Annotated in this window: 22 protein-coding genes and 1 pseudogene; 9 read left to right on the top strand and 14 right to left on the bottom strand. The window is 39.7% G+C overall.

The window, feature by feature from the left end:
- Positions 1–110: 110 nt before the first annotated feature.
- The 4 genes from gdhA to ACRWSG_RS17155 all read right to left on the bottom strand — a co-directional run bounded on the left by gdhA (position 111) and on the right by ACRWSG_RS17155 (position 4,214).
- Positions 111–1,463 carry an NADP-specific glutamate dehydrogenase gene (gene gdhA, locus ACRWSG_RS17170; RefSeq protein ID WP_462166861.1) on the bottom strand — a complete coding sequence of 451 codons (1,353 nt, stop codon included), beginning with the start codon at positions 1,461–1,463 and terminating at the stop codon, positions 111–113.
- A gap of 53 nt (positions 1,464–1,516) precedes the next feature.
- The gene (locus tag ACRWSG_RS17165; RefSeq protein ID WP_462166860.1) at positions 1,517–2,023 is read right to left on the bottom strand and encodes a hypothetical protein; all 507 of its coding nucleotides are present in this window, start codon (positions 2,021–2,023) and stop codon (positions 1,517–1,519) included.
- A 2-nt stretch (positions 2,024–2,025) separates the two neighbouring features.
- The gene (locus ACRWSG_RS17160) at positions 2,026–3,291 is read right to left on the bottom strand and encodes an LruC domain-containing protein (protein ID WP_462166859.1); all 1,266 of its coding nucleotides are present in this window, start codon (positions 3,289–3,291) and stop codon (positions 2,026–2,028) included.
- 158 nt (positions 3,292–3,449) lie between these two features.
- Positions 3,450–4,214, bottom strand: a complete 765-nt coding sequence (locus ACRWSG_RS17155; protein ID WP_462166858.1) for a DUF6923 family protein — start codon at positions 4,212–4,214, stop codon at positions 3,450–3,452.
- A 225-nt stretch (positions 4,215–4,439) separates the two neighbouring features.
- Between ACRWSG_RS17155 and ACRWSG_RS17150 the strand changes: the two genes are divergently transcribed.
- A complete protein-coding gene (locus ACRWSG_RS17150) occupies positions 4,440–6,035 on the top strand; it encodes a tetratricopeptide repeat protein (protein ID WP_462166857.1) in 1,596 nt (531 codons plus the stop codon).
- Positions 6,036–6,087: 52 nt separating this feature from the next.
- Positions 6,088–6,594 (top strand): sensor histidine kinase, encoded by a 507-nt coding sequence (locus tag ACRWSG_RS17145; RefSeq protein ID WP_462166855.1) that lies wholly within the window; start codon positions 6,088–6,090, stop codon positions 6,592–6,594.
- On the opposite strand, the gene ACRWSG_RS17140 is transcribed toward ACRWSG_RS17145, so the two are convergent.
- The 4 genes from ACRWSG_RS17140 to ACRWSG_RS17125 form a co-directional block, all read right to left on the bottom strand.
- A complete protein-coding gene (locus ACRWSG_RS17140) occupies positions 6,587–7,981 on the bottom strand; it encodes a M28 family metallopeptidase (protein WP_462166854.1) in 1,395 nt (464 codons plus the stop codon). The two genes, ACRWSG_RS17145 and ACRWSG_RS17140, sit on opposite strands and share 8 nt — an antisense overlap.
- 116 nt (positions 7,982–8,097) lie before the next feature.
- A complete protein-coding gene (locus ACRWSG_RS17135; protein ID WP_339979539.1) occupies positions 8,098–9,006 on the bottom strand; it encodes a GGDEF domain-containing protein in 909 nt (302 codons plus the stop codon).
- Positions 9,007–9,067: 61 nt separating this feature from the next.
- Positions 9,068–9,463: a VanZ family protein gene (locus ACRWSG_RS17130; RefSeq protein WP_339979541.1), complete on the bottom strand. Its 396-nt coding sequence runs from the start codon at positions 9,461–9,463 to the stop codon at positions 9,068–9,070.
- A 3-nt stretch (positions 9,464–9,466) separates the two neighbouring features.
- The gene (locus tag ACRWSG_RS17125; RefSeq protein ID WP_462166853.1) at positions 9,467–10,300 is read right to left on the bottom strand and encodes an alpha/beta hydrolase; all 834 of its coding nucleotides are present in this window, start codon (positions 10,298–10,300) and stop codon (positions 9,467–9,469) included.
- Between the two features lie 156 nt (positions 10,301–10,456).
- Here ACRWSG_RS17125 and ACRWSG_RS17120 point away from each other — a divergent pair, with 156 nt between their 5' ends.
- Positions 10,457–12,304 (top strand): ABC transporter ATP-binding protein, encoded by a 1,848-nt coding sequence (locus tag ACRWSG_RS17120; RefSeq protein ID WP_462166852.1) that lies wholly within the window; start codon positions 10,457–10,459, stop codon positions 12,302–12,304.
- A 74-nt stretch (positions 12,305–12,378) separates the two neighbouring features.
- On the opposite strand, the gene ACRWSG_RS17115 is transcribed toward ACRWSG_RS17120, so the two are convergent.
- Positions 12,379–12,795 carry an MAPEG family protein gene (locus tag ACRWSG_RS17115; RefSeq protein WP_138601857.1) on the bottom strand — a complete coding sequence of 139 codons (417 nt, stop codon included), beginning with the start codon at positions 12,793–12,795 and terminating at the stop codon, positions 12,379–12,381.
- Positions 12,796–13,105: 310 nt separating this feature from the next.
- Between ACRWSG_RS17115 and ACRWSG_RS17110 the strand changes: the two genes are divergently transcribed.
- A complete protein-coding gene (locus tag ACRWSG_RS17110) occupies positions 13,106–14,305 on the top strand; it encodes an Nramp family divalent metal transporter (RefSeq protein WP_462166851.1) in 1,200 nt (399 codons plus the stop codon).
- 66 nt (positions 14,306–14,371) lie between these two features.
- Here the strand turns inward: ACRWSG_RS17110 and ACRWSG_RS17105 are convergent, their stop codons facing one another.
- The 3 genes from ACRWSG_RS17105 to ACRWSG_RS17095 all read right to left on the bottom strand — a co-directional run bounded on the left by ACRWSG_RS17105 (position 14,372) and on the right by ACRWSG_RS17095 (position 17,890).
- Positions 14,372–15,598: an amidohydrolase family protein gene (locus ACRWSG_RS17105; protein ID WP_194442263.1), complete on the bottom strand. Its 1,227-nt coding sequence runs from the start codon at positions 15,596–15,598 to the stop codon at positions 14,372–14,374.
- An 11-nt stretch (positions 15,599–15,609) separates the two neighbouring features.
- Positions 15,610–16,992, bottom strand: coding sequence for an amidohydrolase (locus ACRWSG_RS17100; protein WP_054554739.1), 1,383 nt, complete (start codon positions 16,990–16,992; stop codon positions 15,610–15,612).
- Between the two features lie 112 nt (positions 16,993–17,104).
- A complete protein-coding gene (locus tag ACRWSG_RS17095) occupies positions 17,105–17,890 on the bottom strand; it encodes a hypothetical protein (RefSeq protein ID WP_462166850.1) in 786 nt (261 codons plus the stop codon).
- A gap of 356 nt (positions 17,891–18,246) precedes the next feature.
- Between ACRWSG_RS17095 and ACRWSG_RS17090 the strand changes: the two genes are divergently transcribed.
- Positions 18,247–18,609, top strand: a complete 363-nt coding sequence (locus ACRWSG_RS17090; protein WP_054554737.1) for a DUF3718 domain-containing protein — start codon at positions 18,247–18,249, stop codon at positions 18,607–18,609.
- A 53-nt stretch (positions 18,610–18,662) separates the two neighbouring features.
- Here the strand turns inward: ACRWSG_RS17090 and ACRWSG_RS17085 are convergent, their stop codons facing one another.
- Positions 18,663–19,358, bottom strand: a complete 696-nt coding sequence (locus tag ACRWSG_RS17085) for a DUF445 domain-containing protein (protein WP_138601847.1) — start codon at positions 19,356–19,358, stop codon at positions 18,663–18,665.
- Positions 19,359–19,470: 112 nt separating this feature from the next.
- Here ACRWSG_RS17085 and ACRWSG_RS17080 point away from each other — a divergent pair, with 112 nt between their 5' ends.
- Both ACRWSG_RS17080 and ACRWSG_RS17075 read left to right on the top strand, forming a co-directional pair.
- Positions 19,471–20,331 carry a fructosamine kinase family protein gene (locus ACRWSG_RS17080; RefSeq protein WP_054554735.1) on the top strand — a complete coding sequence of 287 codons (861 nt, stop codon included), beginning with the start codon at positions 19,471–19,473 and terminating at the stop codon, positions 20,329–20,331.
- 228 nt (positions 20,332–20,559) lie between these two features.
- The gene (locus ACRWSG_RS17075; RefSeq protein WP_462166848.1) at positions 20,560–20,763 is read left to right on the top strand and encodes a CPXCG motif-containing cysteine-rich protein; all 204 of its coding nucleotides are present in this window, start codon (positions 20,560–20,562) and stop codon (positions 20,761–20,763) included.
- Here ACRWSG_RS17075 and ACRWSG_RS17070 read toward each other — a convergent pair.
- Positions 20,760–21,401: a riboflavin synthase subunit alpha gene (locus ACRWSG_RS17070; protein ID WP_462166847.1), complete on the bottom strand. Its 642-nt coding sequence runs from the start codon at positions 21,399–21,401 to the stop codon at positions 20,760–20,762. The two genes, ACRWSG_RS17075 and ACRWSG_RS17070, sit on opposite strands and share 4 nt — an antisense overlap.
- 94 nt (positions 21,402–21,495) lie before the next feature.
- Here ACRWSG_RS17070 and ACRWSG_RS17065 point away from each other — a divergent pair.
- Both ACRWSG_RS17065 and ACRWSG_RS17060 read left to right on the top strand, forming a co-directional pair.
- Positions 21,496–22,853 (top strand): annotated as a pseudogene (locus tag ACRWSG_RS17065) (MATE family efflux transporter).
- Positions 22,828–23,847, top strand: coding sequence for a DUF3080 family protein (locus tag ACRWSG_RS17060; protein WP_300362935.1), 1,020 nt, complete (start codon positions 22,828–22,830; stop codon positions 23,845–23,847). Before ACRWSG_RS17065 ends, ACRWSG_RS17060 begins: the two are co-directional and overlap by 26 nt.
- Positions 23,848–23,879: the final 32 nt, after the last annotated feature.

The following is a 23,879-nucleotide window of genomic DNA, read 5'->3' as shown; positions in this document are numbered from 1 at the left end:
TCTCACCGTTTAACCATGAGTGGTGCACTTATTATCTGAATTCGGGTGTCTCTTTAATTACATTTTATATTCTTAGAAAAAAGTGGGTGTCTAATTATATTGTCAAATCACTAAACAACACCTTGCTTTAACATTGCATCTGCAACTCGTTCAAATCCTGCTATATTCGCACCAAGCACCAAGTCGTGTTCATTAGAGTACTGCTTGGCAGTAACTGAAATAGTATTAAAAATGGATTTCATAACTTGCTGAAGTTTTTCATCAACTTGCTCAGATTGCCACTTTTGCATACTGGCATTTTGAGCCATTTCGAATTGGCTCGTCGCCACACCTCCAGCATTTGCGGCTTTGCTTGGTCCTAAGTAAACGTTGTACTCTTTGAAAATCTTCATTGCTTCAGGTGTAGTTGGCATATTCGCACCTTCGCACACAGTTAAACATCTGTTTTCTACAAGAGCTTTAGCATCATCTTTAGTAATTTCATTTTGCGTCGCACATGGTAAAGCAATATCTGCTTCATATCGCCAAACTTGATGACCGTCACTAGGGTATTGATTGACAGGTGTGAACTCAGCATCTTTATGTTCATTCAAATAATCTCTAAGCTCAGCACCACGTTCATTTTTTAGATGCATCACTAATTTTACGTCAAGTCCATTCTTACTATATAGCGTGCCCTTCGAATCGCTACAGCTAAGAATCACAGCATCGTACTCATCAAGCTTTTTCATCAGATAAAGTGCAACATTACCAGCACCAGACACTAAGCACCGTTTTCCTGTTAAAGAGTCGCCTTTCGCATCTAACATAGCACTTAGAAAGTAAGCAACGCCGTATCCTGTTGCTTCTGTTCTTAAAGAAGAGCCATTTAATGATTCAGGTTTTCCTGTTAAAACGCCACTAAATTGGTTTGTGATCCGCTTGTACTGCCCAAACAAATAACCGATTTCCCTAGCGCCAACGCCTATATCACCGGCGGGAACATCTGTATTAGCACCAATATGACGGAAAAGCTCAGTCATGTATGACTGACAAAAACGCATAATTTCATGGTCGCTTTTGTCTTTGGGGTTGAAATCAGCACCACCTTTACCACCACCTAACGGTAAACCTGTCAATGCATTTTTTAAGACTTGTTCAAAGCCCAAAAATTTAACCACACTTTGGTTAACGCTGGGGTGAAATCGTAGGCCGCCCTTAAAAGGACCTAACGATGAACTAAATTCAATTCTAAAACCACGATTAACCTGAACATTTCCAAGATCATCAAGCCAAGGAACCCTAAATAGGACTTGCCTTTCTGGCTCTACTAATCGTTCAACAATAGAGTTTTTTTGATACTTACCATTAATCTCGAGATATTGATTAATCGAAGACAGAACCTCTTCAACAGCTTGATAAAACTCCGTTTCGTTTGGATTAGAACTCTTTACTGATTTTAACACTTGCTCTATGTATTCCATCACTCATTCCTCTTCAAGCTGTTGAAAATAAGATTCTTACGAATTAAACTCATTTACGTAAAGAATCGATCACTCTTACCTAATCGTAAACACCATTGGCTGCTCACTATCATTTTTCCAATAATAACGTAAAGGCTCACTCTGAGTGTCATAAAACCACACCTGGTCACCAGCTCTAATCCACTGTTAGCTAACATTAAACTAGATGACAGCTTGCTCTGTACCAATGGTGCACGAAGCAAACACTGGTTATAATCGGCTTTATCGTCGTCGCCTTTAAGACATATGTTTAAAAAGGCTCTGGTGTCACCAATATTCAAATCTACATCTACATCGAGCTCTAATTTACTACTTAAATTAAACTCAGGAGCAATCGTTAAATCATTCATCGTCTCAGGATCCACGCCAGTAGCAGGAGGTGTTGTCTCAGGTGGCGTTGTATCTGTTGTAGGTGCTTGCGTTACATTTGTTCCAGCACTTTCAGTTGCAGAGTCGCCTTCACCACCGCCACCACACGCAGCTAACATTAAGCTTATGATCACTAAAGTATAATGTTTCATAATTATTCTCCTCTTGAAATCACGTTAGCAGGCTTAGCATTGTTGAACCACATTGGCTTTTCTTGCCCTTTTGATTCTGCAAATGCTTTAAAGTCGCTGTATGCATGGGTAATATCTACCCCTTCTTTAGGGTGAGCCCAAGAAGTACCTACTTCAATTGCCCAAGGTAGACCTGTTTCGGTTTGGAAGTAAAAACCCTGCGCACTGTCAGATGCATCATCAGACTCTGCGAAAGAAAATAGTTGCATATCAAATTTTTCTGTCGGCTGCTGATTCTTAAGGTGAACCTCCCAGCTTCTAGGGTCTTTACCAACCAAGGCTTCACCATGATAGTGTCCATCAGCTGCAAATATGAAAGGATCTAATGTGTACTTAGGTGCATCAGCGGTCGCTGTACCTGGTAATAAATCAATAAACAATGAAAACGTGACTTTATTGTTGCTATCACAACCCGTCTCGGTTCTAAAATAATTACAATTAGACTGTTTATCAATGTAATCCCAAGTATCAGGCATAATCACGAAAATAGCATCTTCAGTATTTTGCTCTAAGATCTCGTGCGTTTGTTCAAGACCATTAATCAGTAAACTAGTTTTTTCAGCATTAATTTGGCTACGTAAAATGCGTTTATCATTTGAACCTTCCACAGTCTCATATAACCTAACTGCAAAGCCATTATGAAAATCAGCACCTATCCCAACTAGCTCACCTTCTATTTTGTAACCTGTAGCCACACCATTTTGATCTATAATTGTAGTTCGATAGTTTATAACTAAATCATTGAAGTCATAATCTCCAGAAAATGGCCATTTATCCTCAAATGCAAGTGTTACCCAGCTATTTTCTCCTGGGTAAACTAGGCTTCCCAATGTTGTTACAGAGTAATCTTCTACCTCCCCACCAATAACACCACCAGTTGCTGTAATTGGATTGGTTTCACTACCATCAGTTACACGAAAGCGAGACCAGGTTGATCCCATAACGGCATCATCAGGAACATTAACCAAAATGCTATTATCGCCTTGGTTTAACCGATATTTAGACACCGTAATTTCATCCGCATCAAATTGGTAATTCTGATCCCAATCAAACCATGCGTATAGATATGTCTCGTCATTTGCAGAGGTAACAATAATTTGACTGGTATTGCCTGCTACCAAATCAGTGACGAACTTAACGCCGTCATCTGATTGATCATCAGGTGTTAAAAGTAAGTCTGAACGTGTATTAATATTCTCGCCATCTACTGTAGCACCTAAGTAAACCAAATTAGTTTGATCTGCATTTGGGTCAAATAAATGTCTTGCGCCACTGTCTTCGAGTGAGGTTTGATAAGGAGCTGGTGCATCACCAAAATCGATTGAATTATCCGTTACCTTTACCTCAGCAATTGCGCAACGTGCACCATCATTTTGATTTGATGTAATTATAAAGTAAACACCGCAGCAGTTGGCGTGTAACCGTTTACAGGGCTAATGCTAAGGTCTACTTTGTGTATTTTACCGCTTCGGTTATTACTAAAATAAAACTGTCCTTTTACATCAAAATACCCAGCACCATTCGCTCCGGTATCACCAGCAATATCTAAGTTCGCCACAAAAGTGGGTGTCTGATTATTAAGATCTATTTCGTATAAGTCGCCATTTGATTCAACTGCATACAAAAGGTTGCTATTAGGATGAAAAGCAAAATCATAAATAGCTAACCCCCAGCTAGCTGAACCCGCAACTAAATCAGCTTGATATTCATCAGCAGGCTCTGTCAAATCAATACCGTACAATCCGAATTTGGGATGATACAAATAATATACCGCCTGATTAGTTTCACTATTTACATGGATGTCACCCACATAGAAGTTAGTATCAGGCAGACCGTTAACCACGAGTCGTTCTAGTTGATAATCATCACCAATTTTGACAACACTCTTAGGGCTTTGCTTACTAAAGCCATACATATATTGGTCTTTATAGTTAAAACCCACAGCATTTACGCTTTCATTGTTTGTTTCGTCACTAAAGTTTAATGACGGCGCTAAAACTGTCGCTTTAGCAGAGACCAAATCAATTCCAAACATTTGTGCAGGTGTACCTTGTATTAGAAATGCTTTACTTGGGCATTCTTCAAACGGAGCTGCGCTTACATAACTAGTGGCAAGCACTGATAAAAGACAGACGGGTATTTTGCTTTTCATAATTACACTCTCCTGTGGTTATGTAATTATTTAAAGCAGCAATTGTTCCAAAATATAACTCATTAAAAAATAAGGTTTTAAATATTTTTTGCAGATTCTTTTTGCAAGATGCAACCATCTATATCGCAAAATGCAATTCTTTTTAATCACAAAATACAAATTTACTCATCACAAAAGCATGATGTGCTAGAATTGCTTCAGAAAAAATAATAATAAATGTTAAAAATGAACTTTAAAGCTCTTGTTATTCTGCTGTGTACCTTGTCATTTGCATCAATTGCGTCAACTCTACAAGGCCACATTGATGAAGCTAGAACAATAAGCGATTACCAAGAACGCTATAAATATTTAACAAATATAGATAAACGCCTTATTGAATCTGCCAGTTTTGCTGAGCGATTAAGCTTTAATGTTAGATTAATTCACGTTCATATACACCTAGGTCAGTTTCAACAGGCGCAAAACATAGTAGAAGAACTTGAGTCTTCTCCAAAATATAAAAGTGACTCCTCTATTTATAGCGAATTATATTTAGTCAAAGCTCGATTGGCATATAGTGCAAATAAATTAGAATCTGCAATTCACTTATCTCAACAAAATGTCGCGCTGTTTCAGCGTTTGCAACTCACCGATTACGAAATTGATGCCGTTGCGAGCCTTGTCAGTGCTTATCATAATGCAGGTGAATATCAAGCAGCCTTGAACTTGCTTGAGGTTTATATTCACGACAACAATCGAGAGTTATCCTTAAAGCAAAAAGAAATGCTCTACCATGGTTATTCGCGTAATCTTGAACAGTTAGACCGGTTAACCCTTGCCCTAGAATATAAGCTAAAACGCCGTGAAGTTATTCAGCAAATGTCGCCGTCTATTTCATTACAAGCAGGTATAAGTTATTCAATTGCCCAAAGTTATTTAGATTTAGAACAATACGAAAAAGCAAAGAGCGAGTTTATTACAGCCCTTAGTTTTGATAGGCAAACGGGTTCACTGTCTGATATCGGACATAGTTTAGTTAAGCTATCCCAATGCGAATATGGACTTAAAAACTACCCTGCAGCACTTGCATACGCACAAGAGGCTAAGCAGGTCTTCGCAAGTTATAACAGTACGCGAAATACTGCCTGGGCAAACCATAATATTGCGATAAATTTGCTCGAAATAGATAAACCTGACCAAGCATTAAGCATTGAAAAACAAGTGCTCATTGAACTCAAGCAAGACGATCACTTATATATAGATGTATTACTTACATTAGCTAAGCTGTACATTGGCTCTACTGAGCACGAACAAGCTAAACATTATGCTGAGCAAGCCTACCAGTTAAGTAAGCAAAAAAATAAGCTGCAAAAGCAAATCATTGCCCTAGAACATTTGATCACTGTGACAGAAAAACAAGCTGATTATAAACAAGCCCTGTCGTATCAACGTGCTATTACAGAGCTTGAAAAAGGTTTTGCCCGTAACAACTACAACCAGCGTTTAGCTGAGCTACAAAACTCCATTGCAATGCGCGACCGCGATTTAGCAATACAAGATTTAAAACTTCAAGACAATGAAAAAAGCCAAGCTATTGCCGCACAACGTCAAGCTATTTTATACAGCGTCTTATTATTTAGCCTGCTTTTAGCTGCAATGGGCATTGCTTTATTAAGAATAAGACAGAGAAAACAGCTTATTGAACAGCGCCGAAATTATCTGGATAAACAAATCAGTCAACGTAGTAAGTTATTATCACAAGTAGCTCACGAACTAAGTGGTCCATTAACAGGGTTGCGCTTACACCTTGAAACGCTTCAAGCAAATTATAACCCAATTTAATGAGCTTACATACGAAAAGCTTAACCAAAAAATCACCGACATGGCAACTTTAGTGACTGATTTAAATAAAATTTCACTTTTAGAACAAAGCAGTTTTCAGCTCAACGTAACAACAATTAATGCGGCTGAGTATTTCCAAAGCCTACACGCAGATATGCTGATCCAGCTTGAAAAATTTGAAGTGACATTTACACAAAATGTTGCTGATGAACTAAGTTTTGAGTGCGATGCAACACGGCTTTCACAGTTATTTGCAAACTTAATCAGTAATTCGCTTAAGTACACAAATCACCCTGGTAAGATTAATTTGACGATTAGCCAAAACCAAACACAGCTTTTAATCTGCTATGAAGATTCATCCCCTGGCGTCAGCGACGAGAGTTTAGCAAAGATTTTTGACCATCTTTATAGAGTGCCTGACTTAAAAACAGTGAAACAGTCAGGTTCAGGAATTGGGCTTGCGATAGTAAAACAAATTGTCGAAGCCCATAACTGGCGTATTACAGCAGCTCATAGCGAACTGGGTGGTGTCCGCTATGACTTAACGATTGCTATTTAGTTGATTTGTCTGACCATTCGAACGCGCCAACATCGCCAGGAAATACAACCGGTGATTCAATACCGTCTTTGTTTACAGCCGCAACACCAAAATAGTAGTTATCGATAACAACATTTTTCAGTGTAGCTTCGGTTACCTTGCCAACATCGCGGCTAAACTGCCATTGTGGCTCACTGGTATAACGCCAATAGATTTTATAACTGACCACCGTTGGATCATCACTTTTATGCCAGGCTAATGTTGTACTCGGCTTTACGGCACCTGAAATACTAACACCCGTTGGCGGCGCTGGAGCCCACGCCATTGAAGCCATTGTCACTGCATTGAGTGACGTTAATTTCGCCGCATAGGCAAAATCAACATGGTCAATGGTGTCACCATAAGTAATACCATTTTCAGTACGTAAGTCTTGATGCTGTTGATTATAGTTTTCGTTGGTTTCCATTATACGCACAGCGGCAAAGCCAACATCGTTAAATGGACGGTGATGCCCTCCTCGACCAAACCGATCGAGTCGATATACCAACATGGTATCTAGATTCTCGATGTAACGATCTGCGATTGTATCTATGTAGCGCGCAAGGTTACGACTTGCTGAGTCAACCTCACCACCCGTAAAACGGCGTTTATGAGCCTGGTCTTTCGTTTCAATAACGCGTGTGCCTTCAGAGAAAATACGTGCAGTTGTGCTATCTGTTACACCATTAATGCCCGTTGAATTACCAATCATGTCATTGTTTAAAACACCATGAACACGCCAATCATGCTCTTGTGCATATTTAGCTAAGATTTTACCGCCAAACAAGCCTTGCTCTTCACCAGATAATGCTGCGTAAACAATTGAGCCGTTAAATTTATACTTTGATAAAACTCGCGCCGATTCAAGCACGCCAGCCACTCCAGATGCATTATCGTTAGCCCCTGGCGCATCTGAGATATAGTCCATAACATCAGACACTCTCGAGTCAATATCACCCGACATTATAACCATACGATTTGCATCAACTTGACCACGCTGTATAGCCACAATATTGACCACGTCAACCGGGTTTGGAATACGCTTTTCACCGGAGATAGTGTCTTTTACCTCGATGATTTCTAGGCAGTTACCGCAAGCTTTAGATATCGCCTCAAATTCAGACTTGATCCAACGTCTTGCAGCACCAATACCGCGCGTATCTGATTTCGTCTCAGAGAGAGTATGGCGAGTGCCAAAATCAACCAGCGTTTGAATATCTTGCTCTATACGTGTTTTAGAAACAGCACTTGCAATATCATGCAAAGCTTGTTGATCTTTATATTGAGGTGTTGTGGCATGAGCTGCCGAGACCAATAACAGCGATGAGCTAAACAAAGCACCCGTTGTTGTTATTTTACGCTTTAACATAGTTTCACTCCTTCAATGAATCATTAAAGGCTAACTAATATTTCATTTCGCGCAATAGTAATGCGTTAGAAAACAAATTAATAGGTTAAAACATTTTTCCGATAAAGCTATTAATACTATTTAATATTTTTAGTGCCTGATAACTTTATTCCCTCGTTATAAAACACCAAGCGATTACCCCCTTCATACTTAGCTTTGTACATAGCTTTATCTGCACACTGTATTAAGAATTCTGCATCACCATAATGCTCTGGAAATAGAACTGCACCAATACTTGGGGAATAACACAGTTCATCATCATTAAAAACTAAAGGCTTACATATTTCACGACTTAGTTTATCAGCAATTTTTATTACATCAGCTTTGCGTTTTACACTTTTTACAACAATTACAAACTCATCCCCTCCCAAACGCCCAACTATGTCGTCTTTATCCAATACATGGCGAATTCGCATGGCAATAGTTTTTAATAGCTTGTCGCCAGCACTGTGGCCGTGAATATCATTGACTTGCTTGAAGCCATCAATATCGATAAACAATACCGCAATAATTGCAGAAATAGTATTAGCAGTGGATAGTGACTCCTCTAGTTGGGTAATTAAAAAGCTACGATTAGGGAGATTAGTGAGTGGATCGTGCCCAGCCATGAATATGAGTTTTTGCTCAAGCTTTTTCTGTTCTGTTATATCATGAGCAATCGCCACTCTGACTTGCTTTTCTTTTGACCAATAGACAGACCACAAAACATGGACCACAGTACCGTCTTTTTTCACCCACCGATTTACAAACCTTGGATGTAGATTATCTGTCATTATCTGGTTGATGGCGTTAATGGTTTTTGCTCTATCCTCAGGGTAAACAAAGTCTAACATCTTTTTGTTTATAGCTTCTTCAAGCGTATAACCAAATATGGTTTGAAAAGCTGGATTAGTAAACAGCAAGGTGCCTTTTACATCTACTACGCAAACAGCATCAAGTAATAGCTCAATAATATCTGACAAATAATCTGAGGTATCTTTGTTCATACGCAACTTTTAGGCTAGCACTATACTGAGTATAGACGAAACCTAACAAGTCACTGAAAGTTTAGACCTTAGGTGGATATAACTTTTTGCTAAGCCATGCAGATATGGCACTAAATATTGCGATACCAGTAAAATCTGCAATTAAATCAACAAAGTCTAATGTTCTCGATTCAATAAAAAATTGGCTTAGCTCTTCTAAAATCACAAACGTACTCACAATCAACACAGCTAAATAAATAGGCCGTCCAGCAAGGTTCAATGTTTTAAACTTAAAGGCAAGGTTTATGAATAACGTAAGTAGTCCAAATAAGCAAAAATGCCCCAACTTATCACCGTAAGGAATGGCAGCAACGAGTTCGAAAAACACCGACTTTTGACCAGTATTGGCAAGATAAATAACCCAACCAATAAAAGCGAAAAAGCCAAGGGCAATTAATACAAGAATACGTTGAAACATCTTTTATGGCGCCATATGTGAGGTTAAAAATAAAAATTGATAGGCAATCACTTTATTCCAATAGTGCCAGTCATGAATACCCGGACGCTCAACATAGTCATGGCTGATACGCATTTTTAACATCGCTTGATGTAGCGCTCGGTTTTGCTCAATAAAAAAGTCATCGACACCAATATCAAGCATAATCGGTAAGGTATCAGCGCCTTTATTCCATGCTGTATTGCCTGCAGCAATTTTATGAAGGTTATTAATAATGGCAATGCTATCCCATTTTTCTTTGTTTTCAGCGTAACTGCCGAGTACTTTTGCAAGGTCAAACTCTGCACTAAAAGGCCTAACATCAACCCCAGCAGATATCCCTGAAACTGCTGCAAACTGGTCTGGGTGATTTATTGCAATGTACAAGGCACCAAAGCCACCCATTGATAAGCCTGTTATTGCACGGCCACTTTTAGACCGATTAGTCGAATATTCAGAATCGATATAATTTAGTAAATCGTCTGCAATGTAGGTTTCGTATTGCGAGCTTTTGTCGATATCAGAATCGAGATACCACGAACCGAAGTTGCCATCTGGGTTAACAATGATGACATCATATTGGTCTGCCAGTTTTTCTATGTTTGTCAGCTTAGTCCAATCACCGTGATTTCCACTGTAGCCATGTAATACATAGATAACATTGTATTTTTTTGAGTTCTGATAGCCATCAGGTAATGTCACCGTTACAGGTTTCTCGATGGCAGTCTTTTTGCCCTTAAATATGTGGGTGTCGGTTTGGTAGGCTAAAAGCGGTAAGCTAAGGACGAGGGACAGCGTACAAAGCAACTTTTTCATCATTAATTCCTTTTTCTTATTATATTTTCATTTCTTACACTAGATGTAAATAACTGAATAGTAATTAGATTTTAATCTTAGTTTTTAAATTAAATGAACTGCTAAAAAACTACTCAAATGGTATAGTAAGGCCACTTTGATTTTTAAAAAGCGTCGTCTATGTATCGTTTATTTGAACGGATGACTAATCCGTTTCCTAAAGAGCAACCCTCTCAGCCACCTAATAGCTTATTAGCTTTTTGCCGTCATTATACCCGTGGCATGGAACTTTCATTGCTGCTGATGTCGTTAAGTGCCGCAGCACTCGCTATTTTAGAAGTATCGCTATTTAGTTACATGGGCCAACTTGTCGATTGGCTTGGCGAATATACTCCTGATACCTTATTTGTTGAGCAGCAGGCTGAACTTACAAGAATGGCAATTATGTTGCTAGTCGTGTTACCCATTGTCGTATTTTTTCATTCAGCAGTGTTACATCAGGCGCTGCTTGGCAACTACCCTATGTCTATCCGTTGGTTAGCACACCGTTATTTGCTTCGTCAGAGTGTTAGTTTTTATCAAAACGAATTTGCCGGTCGTATTGCAACTAAAGTGATGCAAACCTCATTAGCTGTTCGTGAATCGGTGATGAAACTGCTCGATGTACTAATGTATATCGTGGTCTACTTTGGCGCCATGGTATTTTTGGTCGCAGAATCTGACTGGCGTTTAATGTTGCCATTATTAATTTGGTTAGTTCTTTATGCCGCTATTCAAATGTATTTTGTACCAAAGCTCAAGAAAGTAGCCAGCTCGCAGGCTGATGCGCGCTCAGAAATGACCGGACGTGTAGTTGATAGCTACACTAACATTTCGACTATCAAATTGTTCTCGTACACGCAGCGAGAAGAGCAATATGCAAAAGATAGCATGGATGTGTTTTTACAGCCGGTATACAAGCAGATGCGCTTAGTTACTAGCCTAAACTTCTCTATTAACACGCTAAATTATTTATTGGTATTCAGTATTGCAGCCCTCTCTTTGTATCTATGGTCAATTAGCGCCATCAGTGTTGGTGCAATCGCCATTGCGGTAAGTTTATCACTGAGATTAAACGGTATGGCACAGTGGATCATGTGGGAGATCAGTAGTCTATTTGAAAACATTGGTACTGTTGCTGATGGTATGAAAACGCTATCAACACCGATTGAAGTGGATGATAAAGAAAACGCGAGTACCCTTGAGGTTAATAAAGGGTCGATAAGCTTTGAGAATGTGCAATTTAACTATGGTAAAGCTGCCAACGAGACCCTCCGCGGCCCTGTTATCAATGGCTTAAATTTAGATATTAAACCGGGTGAGAAAATAGGTTTAGTAGGTCGCTCTGGTGCAGGTAAATCTACCTTAGTGAATTTGTTACTGCGCTTTTATGATGTTGACTCAGGTACGATTTCTATCGATGGTCAAAACATCGCTGAGGTAAGCCAAGAAAGCTTACGTAAGCACATTGCGATGGTGACGCAAGATACCTCGCTGTTACACCGCTCAGTAAAAGATAACATTCTTTATGGCAGACCCGATGCTACTGAAGATGAAATGCTTGCGGCCGCAAAGCAAGCAGAAGCAATTGAGTTCATCGAAGACTTAGAAGACAGCAAAGGCAATAAAGGCTTTGCCGCACAAGTTGGTGAACGCGGTGTGAAGCTTTCTGGTGGTCAACGTCAACGTATTGCTATTGCACGAGTCCTTCTAAAAGATGCACCAATTCTAATCTTAGATGAGGCAACCAGTGCCCTTGATTCTGAAGTAGAAGCCGCAATTCAAACTAGCCTAGACGATTTAATGACCGGCAAAACAGTTATTGCCATTGCGCACCGCCTATCAACTATTGCGCAAATGGATAGACTCATTGTGCTTGATGAAGGTGGCGTGGTTGAACAAGGCTCACACGAGCAATTAATTGCCCAAGATGGCATCTATGCTGCCCTATGGTCACACCAAACAGGTGGCTTTATTGGCGTTGAGTAGCTAGGTTTTCAGTATTAAAAAAGGCATTGTATGAGCATTCATTCAATGCCTTTTATATATGTTAGCAATGCTGTTTAAATCAAACGTAAACCAATTAAAACAAGCATCACACTATTTGCCAAAGCAGCGATTAAAAAGAAATAGCTGCGTGGGCTTGGATTCTTCTCAGTTGCTACACCATAATACAGCAGCATATGAATGATCCTGGCTATCACATACAACCAAATACACAATGCAAACGCACTACTGTTCAAGTTTAAAAAGAACCCAAGAAATACGCTACCTAAAAATAACGGGCTATTTTCTAAGGTATTCATAAATGTGCGATGTGAACGAAATACAAAGCTATCGTGGCTTAATGAATTATCGAGTTTACCAGGCACCGCATTGGGCTGTTTGGCTTTAGTGACAGCGGCAACCAACCACTGAATTGTCAGCATAATCAGGTAAACATACACGGCCGCATATGCTGAAAGAGTAAGTTCAGGCATTTTCATTTCCTTTAGTTAAAAGCATATAGACTTACACTTTGCAAGATACTTACCAAGCCAAAACCCAAAGCAAACCATTGATTTTAGAAGTATTTACTTTTATTTCGTTATGCGTACTGTGCCATTACTACGTACTGTATATAAAAATTACAGTGTGGATTGGTCTAAGTTCAACTCGCTAACTTTAAGCGATTCACCTGTTTTACTTTACCCATACTAAGTCTGTCTATACTCTATATGGTCTGTTTTCTATAACATTAGCTGCTTTGCTAATAGTTAATGTATAAAAATAATAATAAAAGGTTTTATTATGCGTTTAGGGCCCGGACTGCTAGTCACCGCAGCTTTTATTGGACCAGGTACCATCACCACGGCAAGTGTTGCAGGTGCTAATTTTGGCTTTGCTCTTATTTGGACGTTATTGTTCTCAGTTGTAGCGACTATTTTGTTGCAATCAATGGCTGCTCGTCTTGGTGTTGCTACAGGACTTGATTTAGCATCTGCACTCAGAACCACCATTCAAACACCGATTTTTAAAGCCCTGGCTGCCATATTAGTGATCAGTGCAATTGGTATTGGCAGTGCAGCCTATGAAGCAGGCAATCTGACTGGTGCCAGTTTAGGACTGCAAGAAATACTCCCTTCAGTGAGTCCACTACTCTGGACTCCCCTTATTGCGATTCTAAGTGCAGTGCTCTTGTACACTGGCAAACATAAAGTCATTGAGGGTGCGTTAATTGTTTTAGTAGTCTTGATGAGTTTAGTGTTTATTTCAACGCTGGTGATGGCGGCTCCGCCACTTGGTGAAGTGCTAAAAGGATTTATACCTAGCTTACCTGATAATTCAATTACCACGGTACTTGCCTTGATAGGTACAACCATTGTGCCCTACAACCTGTTTTTACACTCTGGGGTACTTGCAGAAAAACACGATAGTTCAAAAAATATCGTCAAAGTAATCAAAGAAACAAACCTTGATACCGGTATTTCGATAACTTTAGGTGGCATAATCACGTTAGCTATCTTATCAACAGCCTCTGTGGCATTTTATGGTACCGATGCAGGTAAAATTTCAGCGACCAATATGGCTGTGCAACTTGAGCCCCTTCTAGGTGGTATGGCTCATTATTTCTTTGCTATCGGTTTATGTGCGGCCGGGCTTACTAGCGCAATAACTGCACCGCTTGCGGGTGCTTACGCTGTTTGCGGCATGCTTGGTTGGTCAACACAAATGAGTGATACACGTTTTAAACTGGTTGCTATCACTATCCTTGTTTTCGGTGCACTGGTCGCATCGCTTGGGCTTGATCCGGTTGCGGTTATCATCTTTGCGCAAGCTGCCAATGGATTATTACTTCCAATTGTTACCTGTTACCTTGTTTGGTTAGTGAATCAAAAATCGGTGATGAAAGGATACACTAATTCGCTTTTACTTAACCTTGTAATTGTGCCAGTAATACTGCTTATATTTGGCCTTAGCCTTTATAAACTAAGCAATCTAATTTTTTAGCTTTTAGTTTGAAAATATGTATTAAAAAAAGGCCGCAAATTTGCGGCCTTTTTATATGTTGAGCACTTATTTAGTATAAGCGCGTGGCATCGCTGAATCAGTTGTATAACGGTCGCGTAGTTTGTCTTGACGCGCTTCGGTTGAAACCTCTTCACCGTTGATCCACATTTTGCTTACGTGTGAGTTAAGCTCAAATGGATCAGCAGACCACATAACTAGGTTTGCACGTTTACCTTTGGCAATTGCGCCTGAGTTTAAACCAAAAACATCAGCAATATTGCTGGTAACTGCGCTAAGTGCACCTTGTTGGCTCATACCGTATGACACAGCATTACCTGCATCAAAACGTAATTGGTATACATTGTGGCTTGAGTCACCAGCAACACCAATAATGACTTTTACACCCGCTTTTTCAAGCTTACCTGCGTTAGCAAGATTTGCATGCATAGAGTCAAAGCTACCCGGTAAGTTAGCCATAGAGCTGATGATTACAGGTACATCCGCTTTAGCTAGAGCATCCGCAACCACAACAGCATCATCACCGCCATGAATCACTAAATTGATGCCATAGCTTTCTTTTAACTTAACAAGTTCATAGATGTCAGATGCGCGTTGAACACTGGCAATAAGTGGCATATCACCAGCAAGCACAGCTGCTAAAACTTTTTGCTCTGTTGATGGCTCTTTTTTGTCATCTTTTTTAGCTGACTTTTCGCCTTCAAGCTTGTCGATAAGTGTTTTCATCGACATAGCACGTGAGCCTTTACTCTTTTCGCCTAGGTGAACAACAAGTGCAACTTGCTTTTTATTTACGCTTTCAAAGCTACCTGATAGATCAACTACAGATGCAAGACCCGCAAAGATACTGTCACCGCCGTTTGGTACAATCACGTCTTGAGTAATACCGCCTTTGCGTGCATAAGGAATTAAGCTACTGCGTGGGTTGAATGCAAGGCTTGGATCAAAATCAATGCCCGCTTTGTCATCACCACCATCACGCGACCCTGCAACAGCACCCACTTCTACTAAGCCTAATTGGTTCATAGTACCAATAAAGCCTGCAGTCACGATTTGGCCTTTTGCATCAATGGTTGTATCCGCGTTGACAGTCGCTGGGTTAATAGCAACAATTTTGCCATCTTCAATAACAACGCTTGCGCCTTCAAGTACGCCTTGCTCTGTTGAAGTGTGTAGTGTTGCATTTACAATCGCTACTGATGCAGCACTTGCTGTCGCAGAAAATAAGCCAGCAGCAACAAGTGACAGCTTTAATGATTTAGTTAATTTTGTCATCAATGTTACTCCTATTTTTGACCTAGCATGAAATCACTTTGTGCTTGGTATTTATCATCGTTACGATCATAAACTTTGGCACCATCGATAAATACTTGTTCAGCTTTCGCATAAACACTGAATGGGTTTTGGTTCCAAATAACCACATCAGCTTGCTTACCTGCTTCAAGTGAACCTGTTTTATCATCAATCCCCAGTGATTTAGCCGCGTTTGAAGTGATCCACTTAATTGCGTGTTGCTCAGAGATGTCGTAACCCACATCATTCGCGCGATACATCACTTTACCGGCTTCTTGATTTAAGCGTTGAATCGTTGTATCAGAATCAGAGTGAACAACGGCACATGAATTTTTAACAGCATCTACAATTGCTACGTTCTCTTGAACCATGTCGTAGGCTTCCATTTTAAAGCCCCACCAATCTGGCCAAAGTGCCGCACAGTTACCGTTTTCAGCCAGTAAGTCAGCAATTTTGTATGCTTCAACACCGTGATGGAAAGTGCCTGAGTGATAACCAAACTCTTTACCAAGGTCGATCATCATGGCCATTTCTTCTGCTTTATAACAGTGGTTATGGATTAATATGTCACCTTCTAACACGCCAGCTAGCGTATCTAGCTTAATGTCGCGGTGAGGCGCTGCAGGGTTTTTACCTGCGGCATAATCACTTTCGTACTTATCCCATTCACGTTTGTACTCAGTCGCTTCAATCCACGCTGTGCGATAGCCCGCCATGTTACCCATACGCGTTGATGGTAAAACACCTTTGCGGCCATAAACACGTTTCGGGTTTTCACCACATGCCATTTTTAAACCATATGGTGCTTCAGGAAACTTCATACCTTGCATCGTGTGCGAGGGAATGTTTTTAAGCGTTACACCGCGGCCACCAATTAAGTTTGCTGAACCAGGTAGAATTTGTAATGACGTAATACCGCCTTCACGAGCACGGTTAAAGCCAGGATCTTGCGGCCATACTGAATGCTCAACCCATACTTCTGCAGTCACAGGGCTGGTCATTTCGTTACCATCTTGGTGAGATGCCACCGATGGAGTTGGGTATGCACCTAAATGTGAGTGCACGTCAATAATACCCGGTGTTACCCATTTGCCTTGTGCATCAATTGTTTTATCAGCTTGAACAGATAGGTCTTTACCTACTTGTTGGACTTTGCCATCTACAAAGAATACATCTGCGTCATCTAAACGCTCGCCTGTGCCGGTTAAAACAGTGGCATTAGTGATTAACGTACTTTGTGATGCAAGTGGCTGATAAGTGCTTGGGTATGGGTTTTTGTTAATTGAGACTTTTGGATCTTGTGGGCCATTGTCTTGGCAGCCCGCTAACGCGACACCAAGCGCCATAACCAACAAGGATGGTGCAAATTTTTGCATTCTTACGTTCCTCTTTTTTATTATTTAATTACTTTAACTAATTGTTAATTCTAATGCGAGTAAACGAGGCCAGTCACCAATATTCAAGACGAATAACCAGCCTCACAGAGCACTATTTCTTTATGTAGTTGTTATATAACTGCTCTAACGCACCTTCGGTAGTTAAGCTCGGATCTTTGTTGATAAAATGTTTCACAGTTCGAGTTACAAAGTCTGAGTTTTGCTTGTGCTGCTTGGCAAAGCTTTTAATCAGTGAATCTGCATCGTTAGCTGCGGTTATTTTTTCGTGTCGATGGCGGTATTGACTCAATGCACGGTTAAAATCACCATTATAATCTTCGACCACCAGCTTATAGAATTCTGTTCTGTCGACTTGTAAATCATTAATGCAGTAATTAAGCGCGTCTTTAAAGTCATAAAAGACTTTGCCTTGCACATAAAATTCGGCACGCTTCTCACGAATAGTGACACTGGCATCTTCAGTTGCATAACTATAACCTTGAAATGCTAATCGCTCTGCCGCCTCTGCACCTAACTTCATGCCTGCTTTAATACTGTGCACAAACTCATCACTCATATCGTGAAGTTCACTTTCATGCCACATGTGATAAATTCTCAGCGCTTTTGCATATTTTGCAGAAAGTTTCTTTTTTAGCTTTGTCACTCGCCCATCAATAGTTAGCACTCGTTCGTTATGCAGTAATGCAAAGCACTCATAACATGCTGGAATTGATATAAATTCGGCCTCTTCGCCTAAATCTATAATGCTTTGCAGCATATGCAGTGGCGGACAAAAATCTCGCTCAGTTGCTTCACAACCACAATAAAAACATTGATTAAAGTGTTTTGATTCAGATGCATAGGCTTGTTGATAATAGCCTGCTAATTTTGTGGTCACTGATGCTCCTTATACTCTGAATAGTCTTTTTAAGAAAAGCTAGAGTTAATACTTAAATGTAACAGCCACGTAAATATCAAGTCTTAAATACGAGCTAATACAGGATTTTTAAAAATTAATTAAAAAATTTTAAGGCTAATTGTGTCAACATTCACACTTTAAAATAGCACTTATCAAGCGGTTAGTTTTGTTTGTTCACATCTACATACTTACTTACATCTTGTCGATTTTCATTAACAGCAATTGTTTTTGTTTAGCGTAATACTTTAAATGTGCCCAGCAAACAGGAAGTGTGCAGTATCCGTAATAGCCAGGTCGCACAAATGTTACGTTATAGACAACAACTGGAGAGAAAGATGAATACGTTAACTACAGCACTAGGTACAGCAATAATTTTAGGTTCTTCACTAGCAGCAACTGATGCAAGTGCAGCCCAATTTGTCGCAGCAGATAACTCAGTTGGCACTCAAGCGTGTATGGCTATTGCATCAAATAAGCCACTCAATGTAATCGGAACTATGCGCGATTTACGCTTAAGTAAACGAGTAATGACAGAAAAACTATTTTGCAATGATATGCCAACTAATAAGTTTGTTAGCACTTATGGGTTGCATAACTCTGCGAAATACTTAAATTTTGACATAGCAACAAAAACCAGTATTCAAGATATCGCTAACGTATCTGATGACACTGTGATTGTAATTGCAGGCTCAAAATAATGATGAATACACAGTAGCAGGTCTTTGAAGGCCTGCTACAAATTCCTTCTTCATTAGACTAGCGCAGCTATCAGGCCAAATAAGCCGCCAAACACCCCACCCCAAATTACTAACCAACCTAAATGTTCTTTGATCATGGTTTGAATAATATCTTTTACCATGGTTGGTGTAAGCTCATTCAATCGTTCATCAACTAAACGCTCAACTGTACTGTGTAATGAGCCACCAAGGTGAGATTTTGCAAATAGCTTTTCATCAAGAATGGTTTTAAATTCGTCGCTCTTCGAAATATCAATAACCGCCGCTTTCATTTTTTCAATGAAAGGTTCGCGCATTGGCTCGAGCGCATCACGGCCACCAAACATCGACAGCATGCCACCAAATTGAGAGTTTTCAATAACCTCAATTAAAGAGTCATAAGCCGGACTTAAATTAACTTCACTGATCACAGGCTCTAAATCAATATTTGGTTTAGCGAGCGCCATGACCTGATCGATTTTTTCTTCAGCGAAGAACTCGGTCATTACCAAGTTACGAATCGCCACCTTAAAAGACGCAAACTTTAATGTTATAACACCAGAGCCGTATAAAAATGGTACTTTTTCGAATAGCATGTGAATAGCAAGCCAGTTTGTTACTGCGCCCGATAACGCAAATAAACCAACAGAAAGCACAATTGCTTGTTCAAATAAAAATCCGACTAATACTAAGGCAAGTGCCACTAAGTTAGTAATGAGACTTTTATTCATCTGACCCCTCATAAATACTTCGATAAACTTTAACAATATTAACGCTATGGGTTTGTTAATTCATCGTCTTTTTGCCATAGTTTAATTATATGGTTAAAAGGTGAACAAAATTATGTGGAATTCGGTGAATGAACAGATTAGCCAAGCGATGCATTTTGATTTTAAGCATACCTTTAAGCGCCAATTACAATCACCCAATAACGATAAATACTTCCAAATTGGCGATGATTTACACCACTTCTTTGTGAAAGTCGCTCACTTAAGTGATCTGGAGCGCTTAGAGTGCGAAGCCTTTAATCTAGAGCTGTTAACTCAAGAAAGCTTATTTATGATCCCAGATTGCATCACCACAGGTTGCAATATTGAGTTTTCATTTATCGTGCTTGAATGGTTAGAACTTGATAAACAGCCCCATACCAATTGGCATGAAATGGGAGAACACCTTGCTCATTTACACCAAAAGCATACCCAAGCCATGTTCGGCTTAGATAACGACAACTTCCTTGGCCCTACTCTACAACCAAATCGTTGGCACAAAAAATGGGATGTATTTTTTGCTGAAGAACGCATTGGTTGGCAATTACAGTTATTACAAGAAAAAGGCATTGAGCTTGTTAATCAAGACACCTTCATCGCTTTTGTTAAAGACGCACTGCATAGCCATATTGTAGAGCCTTCGTTATTACACGGTGACTTTTGGCGTCGAAATATGGGCTTTTATAATAATGTACCCAGTGTATTTGACCCTGCTTGTTATTATGGTGATCGGGAATGCGATATCGCAATGAGTGAGCTTTATGCACCACTTCCCGATAGCTTTTATGACGCCTATAACGATATCTACCCATTGCAGGTAGGCTACGAGCAACGTAGGGCCATCTACCAACTATACCCTATGCTCAATAATGCCAATATCTTTGCAGGGCACTATCTTACTGAAGCAAAACAACAAATTGATCAGCTCCTGAAATAAGCTAAAAATCACTGTAAAAGGAATGTCACAAACTGCTAAACACAGCTATATTTAGCTTATAAAGCGTATTAATAAAGATGCTAACCGAATTGGTAGCACTACGCTTAAATAAATTCGGTTAGTGAGTTATATCAATCTAATTAAATCTAAATTCATTTTTGATGAGTTAGGGTCTAATGAAGATTGCAATTTAACGAACTCAGGCATGCTTGATTAAGGTAAAAGCTGATGAAAGACCAATACACACAACGGATTTCATGCCCTCACTGTGGCCACCACATTCACTTAGCACTTGATGCAAGTGACGGTGACCAAGATTACTATGAAGATTGCGCAGCATGTTGCAATCCCATCCATTTGAATATGCATATCGATTACGCACACAACAAACTCGAATTACATGTCGATAGTGACGACGAGCAAATTTTTTAATTTGCTCGTTTTATATGTCCTTCTTGCGAGAGATAATTTTCGACCGTGTTGATAATGGTATAAGTTTGCTGATCGACTTCGATATTTAACTTATCCCCTTCGCGGTAATTATCGAGATTGGTAATAGAGAGAGTTTCTGGGATTAAGTGCAACCAAAAGCCCTGCTCATCAACTTCACCTACAGTGAGGCTTGCCCCATTAACGCTCACAAATCCCTTATAAAGCACGTATTTTTGCCACTCTTTTGCTAATGCTAATTGCATTTTACAGTTGTCTTGATGGTGTTTAATTGAAAGTATCTCGGCCATACAATGAATGTGATCCGATACGATATGCCCGCCCAGTTCAGTCCCAAAAGTCACTGAACGTTCAAAATTCACCGTATCATTGACAGCCAGCTTACCTAGGTTGGTTAACTTCAATGTTTCATCAATCACATCAAAATTTATAACACAGCACCCTTGAGTGTCTGATGCAAACTTCACCACGGTTAAACAACAACCATTAATGGCTATGCTAGCGCCGATATTCAGGTTTTCAGCGTATTGCTGTTCTACTTGTAAAGCTAGCCTTAGTACACCGCCTTGGTTAGTAGCATCAACCACAACGGCTTGCGTTTGCACAATTCCAGTGAACATCGCTTTCTCTTTTCTTCATTAAATAGATAACTGCGATTTTTATTGATCTATGAATAGATTACAATGGCTGTCTGTTTATTTAGTTGTGTATTTTATGTCTTTTTGTAGTTGGGAAGCCAAAAGGTTAATTTCGTTAGCCATTCCTGTTTTTTTGGCACAGGTAACCCTTATTTTAATGACGGTTGTAGATACCGTGATGGCAGGCCAAGTAAGTGCAACAGACTTGGCAGCACTTTCTATTGCAACGGGTATTTGGAATCCGTTAATGCTTGCACTGCAAGGCATATTATTGGCGTTAACCGGGATCATAGCGCAGTTTGCTGGTTCAAACGATAAACAAGGTATTAGCCACTACTTTCAACAAGGTCTGTATCTGGCGTTAGTACTTGCCATAATCGGTTTAGGGCTGGCAAGCCTTGCTGATACTGTGCTTAGTCAATTAGACACCTCACAATCTATTACCCACTTAGCTGAGCAATACATTCATTTTGTTAAATGGGGTATTTTTGGTTTTTTACTTTTCAGTGTGTACCGCAATATCACTGAAGGTATGGGAATGACCAAACCTGCTTTTTACATTAGTTTAATCGGCTTAGCAGTTAATATTCCGGCCAACTACGTATTTATACATGGTAAATTAGGTTTTCAAGCCTACGGTGGCGCGGGCTGTGGTATTGCCACGGCGCTGGTATTTACAGCAATGGCGTTAACTCAGGTTATTTATTGTCACTTTAATAGAAAGATTGATGCCAAAGCATTATTAGCAAATTTTAGAGCGCCAAAGCCCGCTACTTTATGGACTATCACCAAAGTGGGTATTCCAATTTCATTAGCTACTTTTTTTGAAGTAACGCTATTTGCTTGTATTCCTTTGTTTATAGCGCACTTAGGTGCTGTTGCTGTTGCCGGTCACCAAATTGCAGCCAGTGTGACGACTTTATTGTTTATGATGCCGTTGAGCCTCTCAATTGCGATTAGCATTCGAATAGGCAATTTATTTGGCCAACAACATTATCAGCAGTTAAAAAATGCCGTTAAAACAAGTTATATTCTCGCGGCAATTATTGCTTTTCTGCTGGCAAGTGTGACCTTTTTTGCCCGAGATATTATAAGCCAATTGTATTCTGACAACCCTGAAGTATTAGCCCTTGCCTCTTCAATCATGGTACTTGCTTGTATCTACCAGTTACCAGATGCCCTGCAAGTTTCTGCCAATGGTATTTTGCGGGGATTAAAATACACGGCACCAATTGGTTATATCACCTTTGTATCCTATTGGTTGATCGGCTTTGCGCTTGGCTTCGTACTTGCTCGTACAGATTTAATTGTTCCAGCAATGGATCTCATGGCTTTTGGATAGGCATTATTGTAGGGTTAAGTGCCGCAGCAATTATGTTGATGTTCACTGTTCATAGGCGATTTAAACATGCACCTTTTTTGCAAAACCAATAGCCTTCTAAACTCTATCATCGCAACAGCGTGCGTGGCACTTATTGCCTGCACGCCCTCTTCCGGTGATGTAAATCACACCTACGCGCAAAGATTAGAAAACGTGCTTAAAACCGAAAGTTTTAAGCTATCTAAACCAAGTACAATAACTGTTAACCACTTTACTGAAAATACTGAAGATAAAGCAACCATTGGTATGCTTGAACTTGCCCAGTTACGTCAATGTAAACTTGCAACCCTTATTGCTGAGCACAATAACCAGCTTGGCAAAACTGCAACGCCTGCTAACATTCTTAGTTATCAAATTAAGTTTATTCAAAGCGCAAAGAAGTGCTTAGAAAGCTTTGAAGAACAAGATGAGCTATTTGAAAAAATAAAACTCACCGCAATACAAAAGCAAGCAAACCTTGCTAACTACTATAGAGCTATGCTGCTCAACGAAAGCGAGTTTAAGCAAAGCTGGCAGCTAAGCTCGACACACATTGATGAAAACACCGCAGGTTTTAGCGAAACCGTGAGCGCGATGGAGCAAATTGCTAAGTTAAACAATCAAATTAATACCGGCAAAATAAACGCTATAGAGCCAGAGCAAATCATCAACCAACTCGAAGTATTAAATCGTTTTAAATACAACAAGCTACTCATTTCTGCGGCTCGTGTGCAAACACATTACAATCAACAATTAACAGCGCTACTCATGAAGTATTCAAAAGATGATCTCTGCCCTGCCAACAAGAATAAACAAAAAGCTCAAACGTTGAGTAATGTTTTTAAAAAGTTTTATTTAGAGCAACTACAGCCTTATCAATCATTCTTAGTGGGTCGATTAGAAACTCTACAACCTCTTTACCAGCAAATATGGCATGACACCGAAATGGGCAAATTTGTAGATAGCGACAGTAATGACGCAATTTTACAAAGTCTTAAGCACTCTGCGAAAAGCCATGTTGCTTGGTGGCAAGGTTTTTACAGAACGTGCGAAATTAGTCCGTTATGAATAAAAAACCAGCACTTAGCACAAAAATAGCT

Source organism: Pseudoalteromonas sp. GB43, assembly GCF_054923805.1.
Note: the sequence above shows the minus strand (reverse complement) of the source record. Positions and strands in the feature narration are given on the sequence as shown.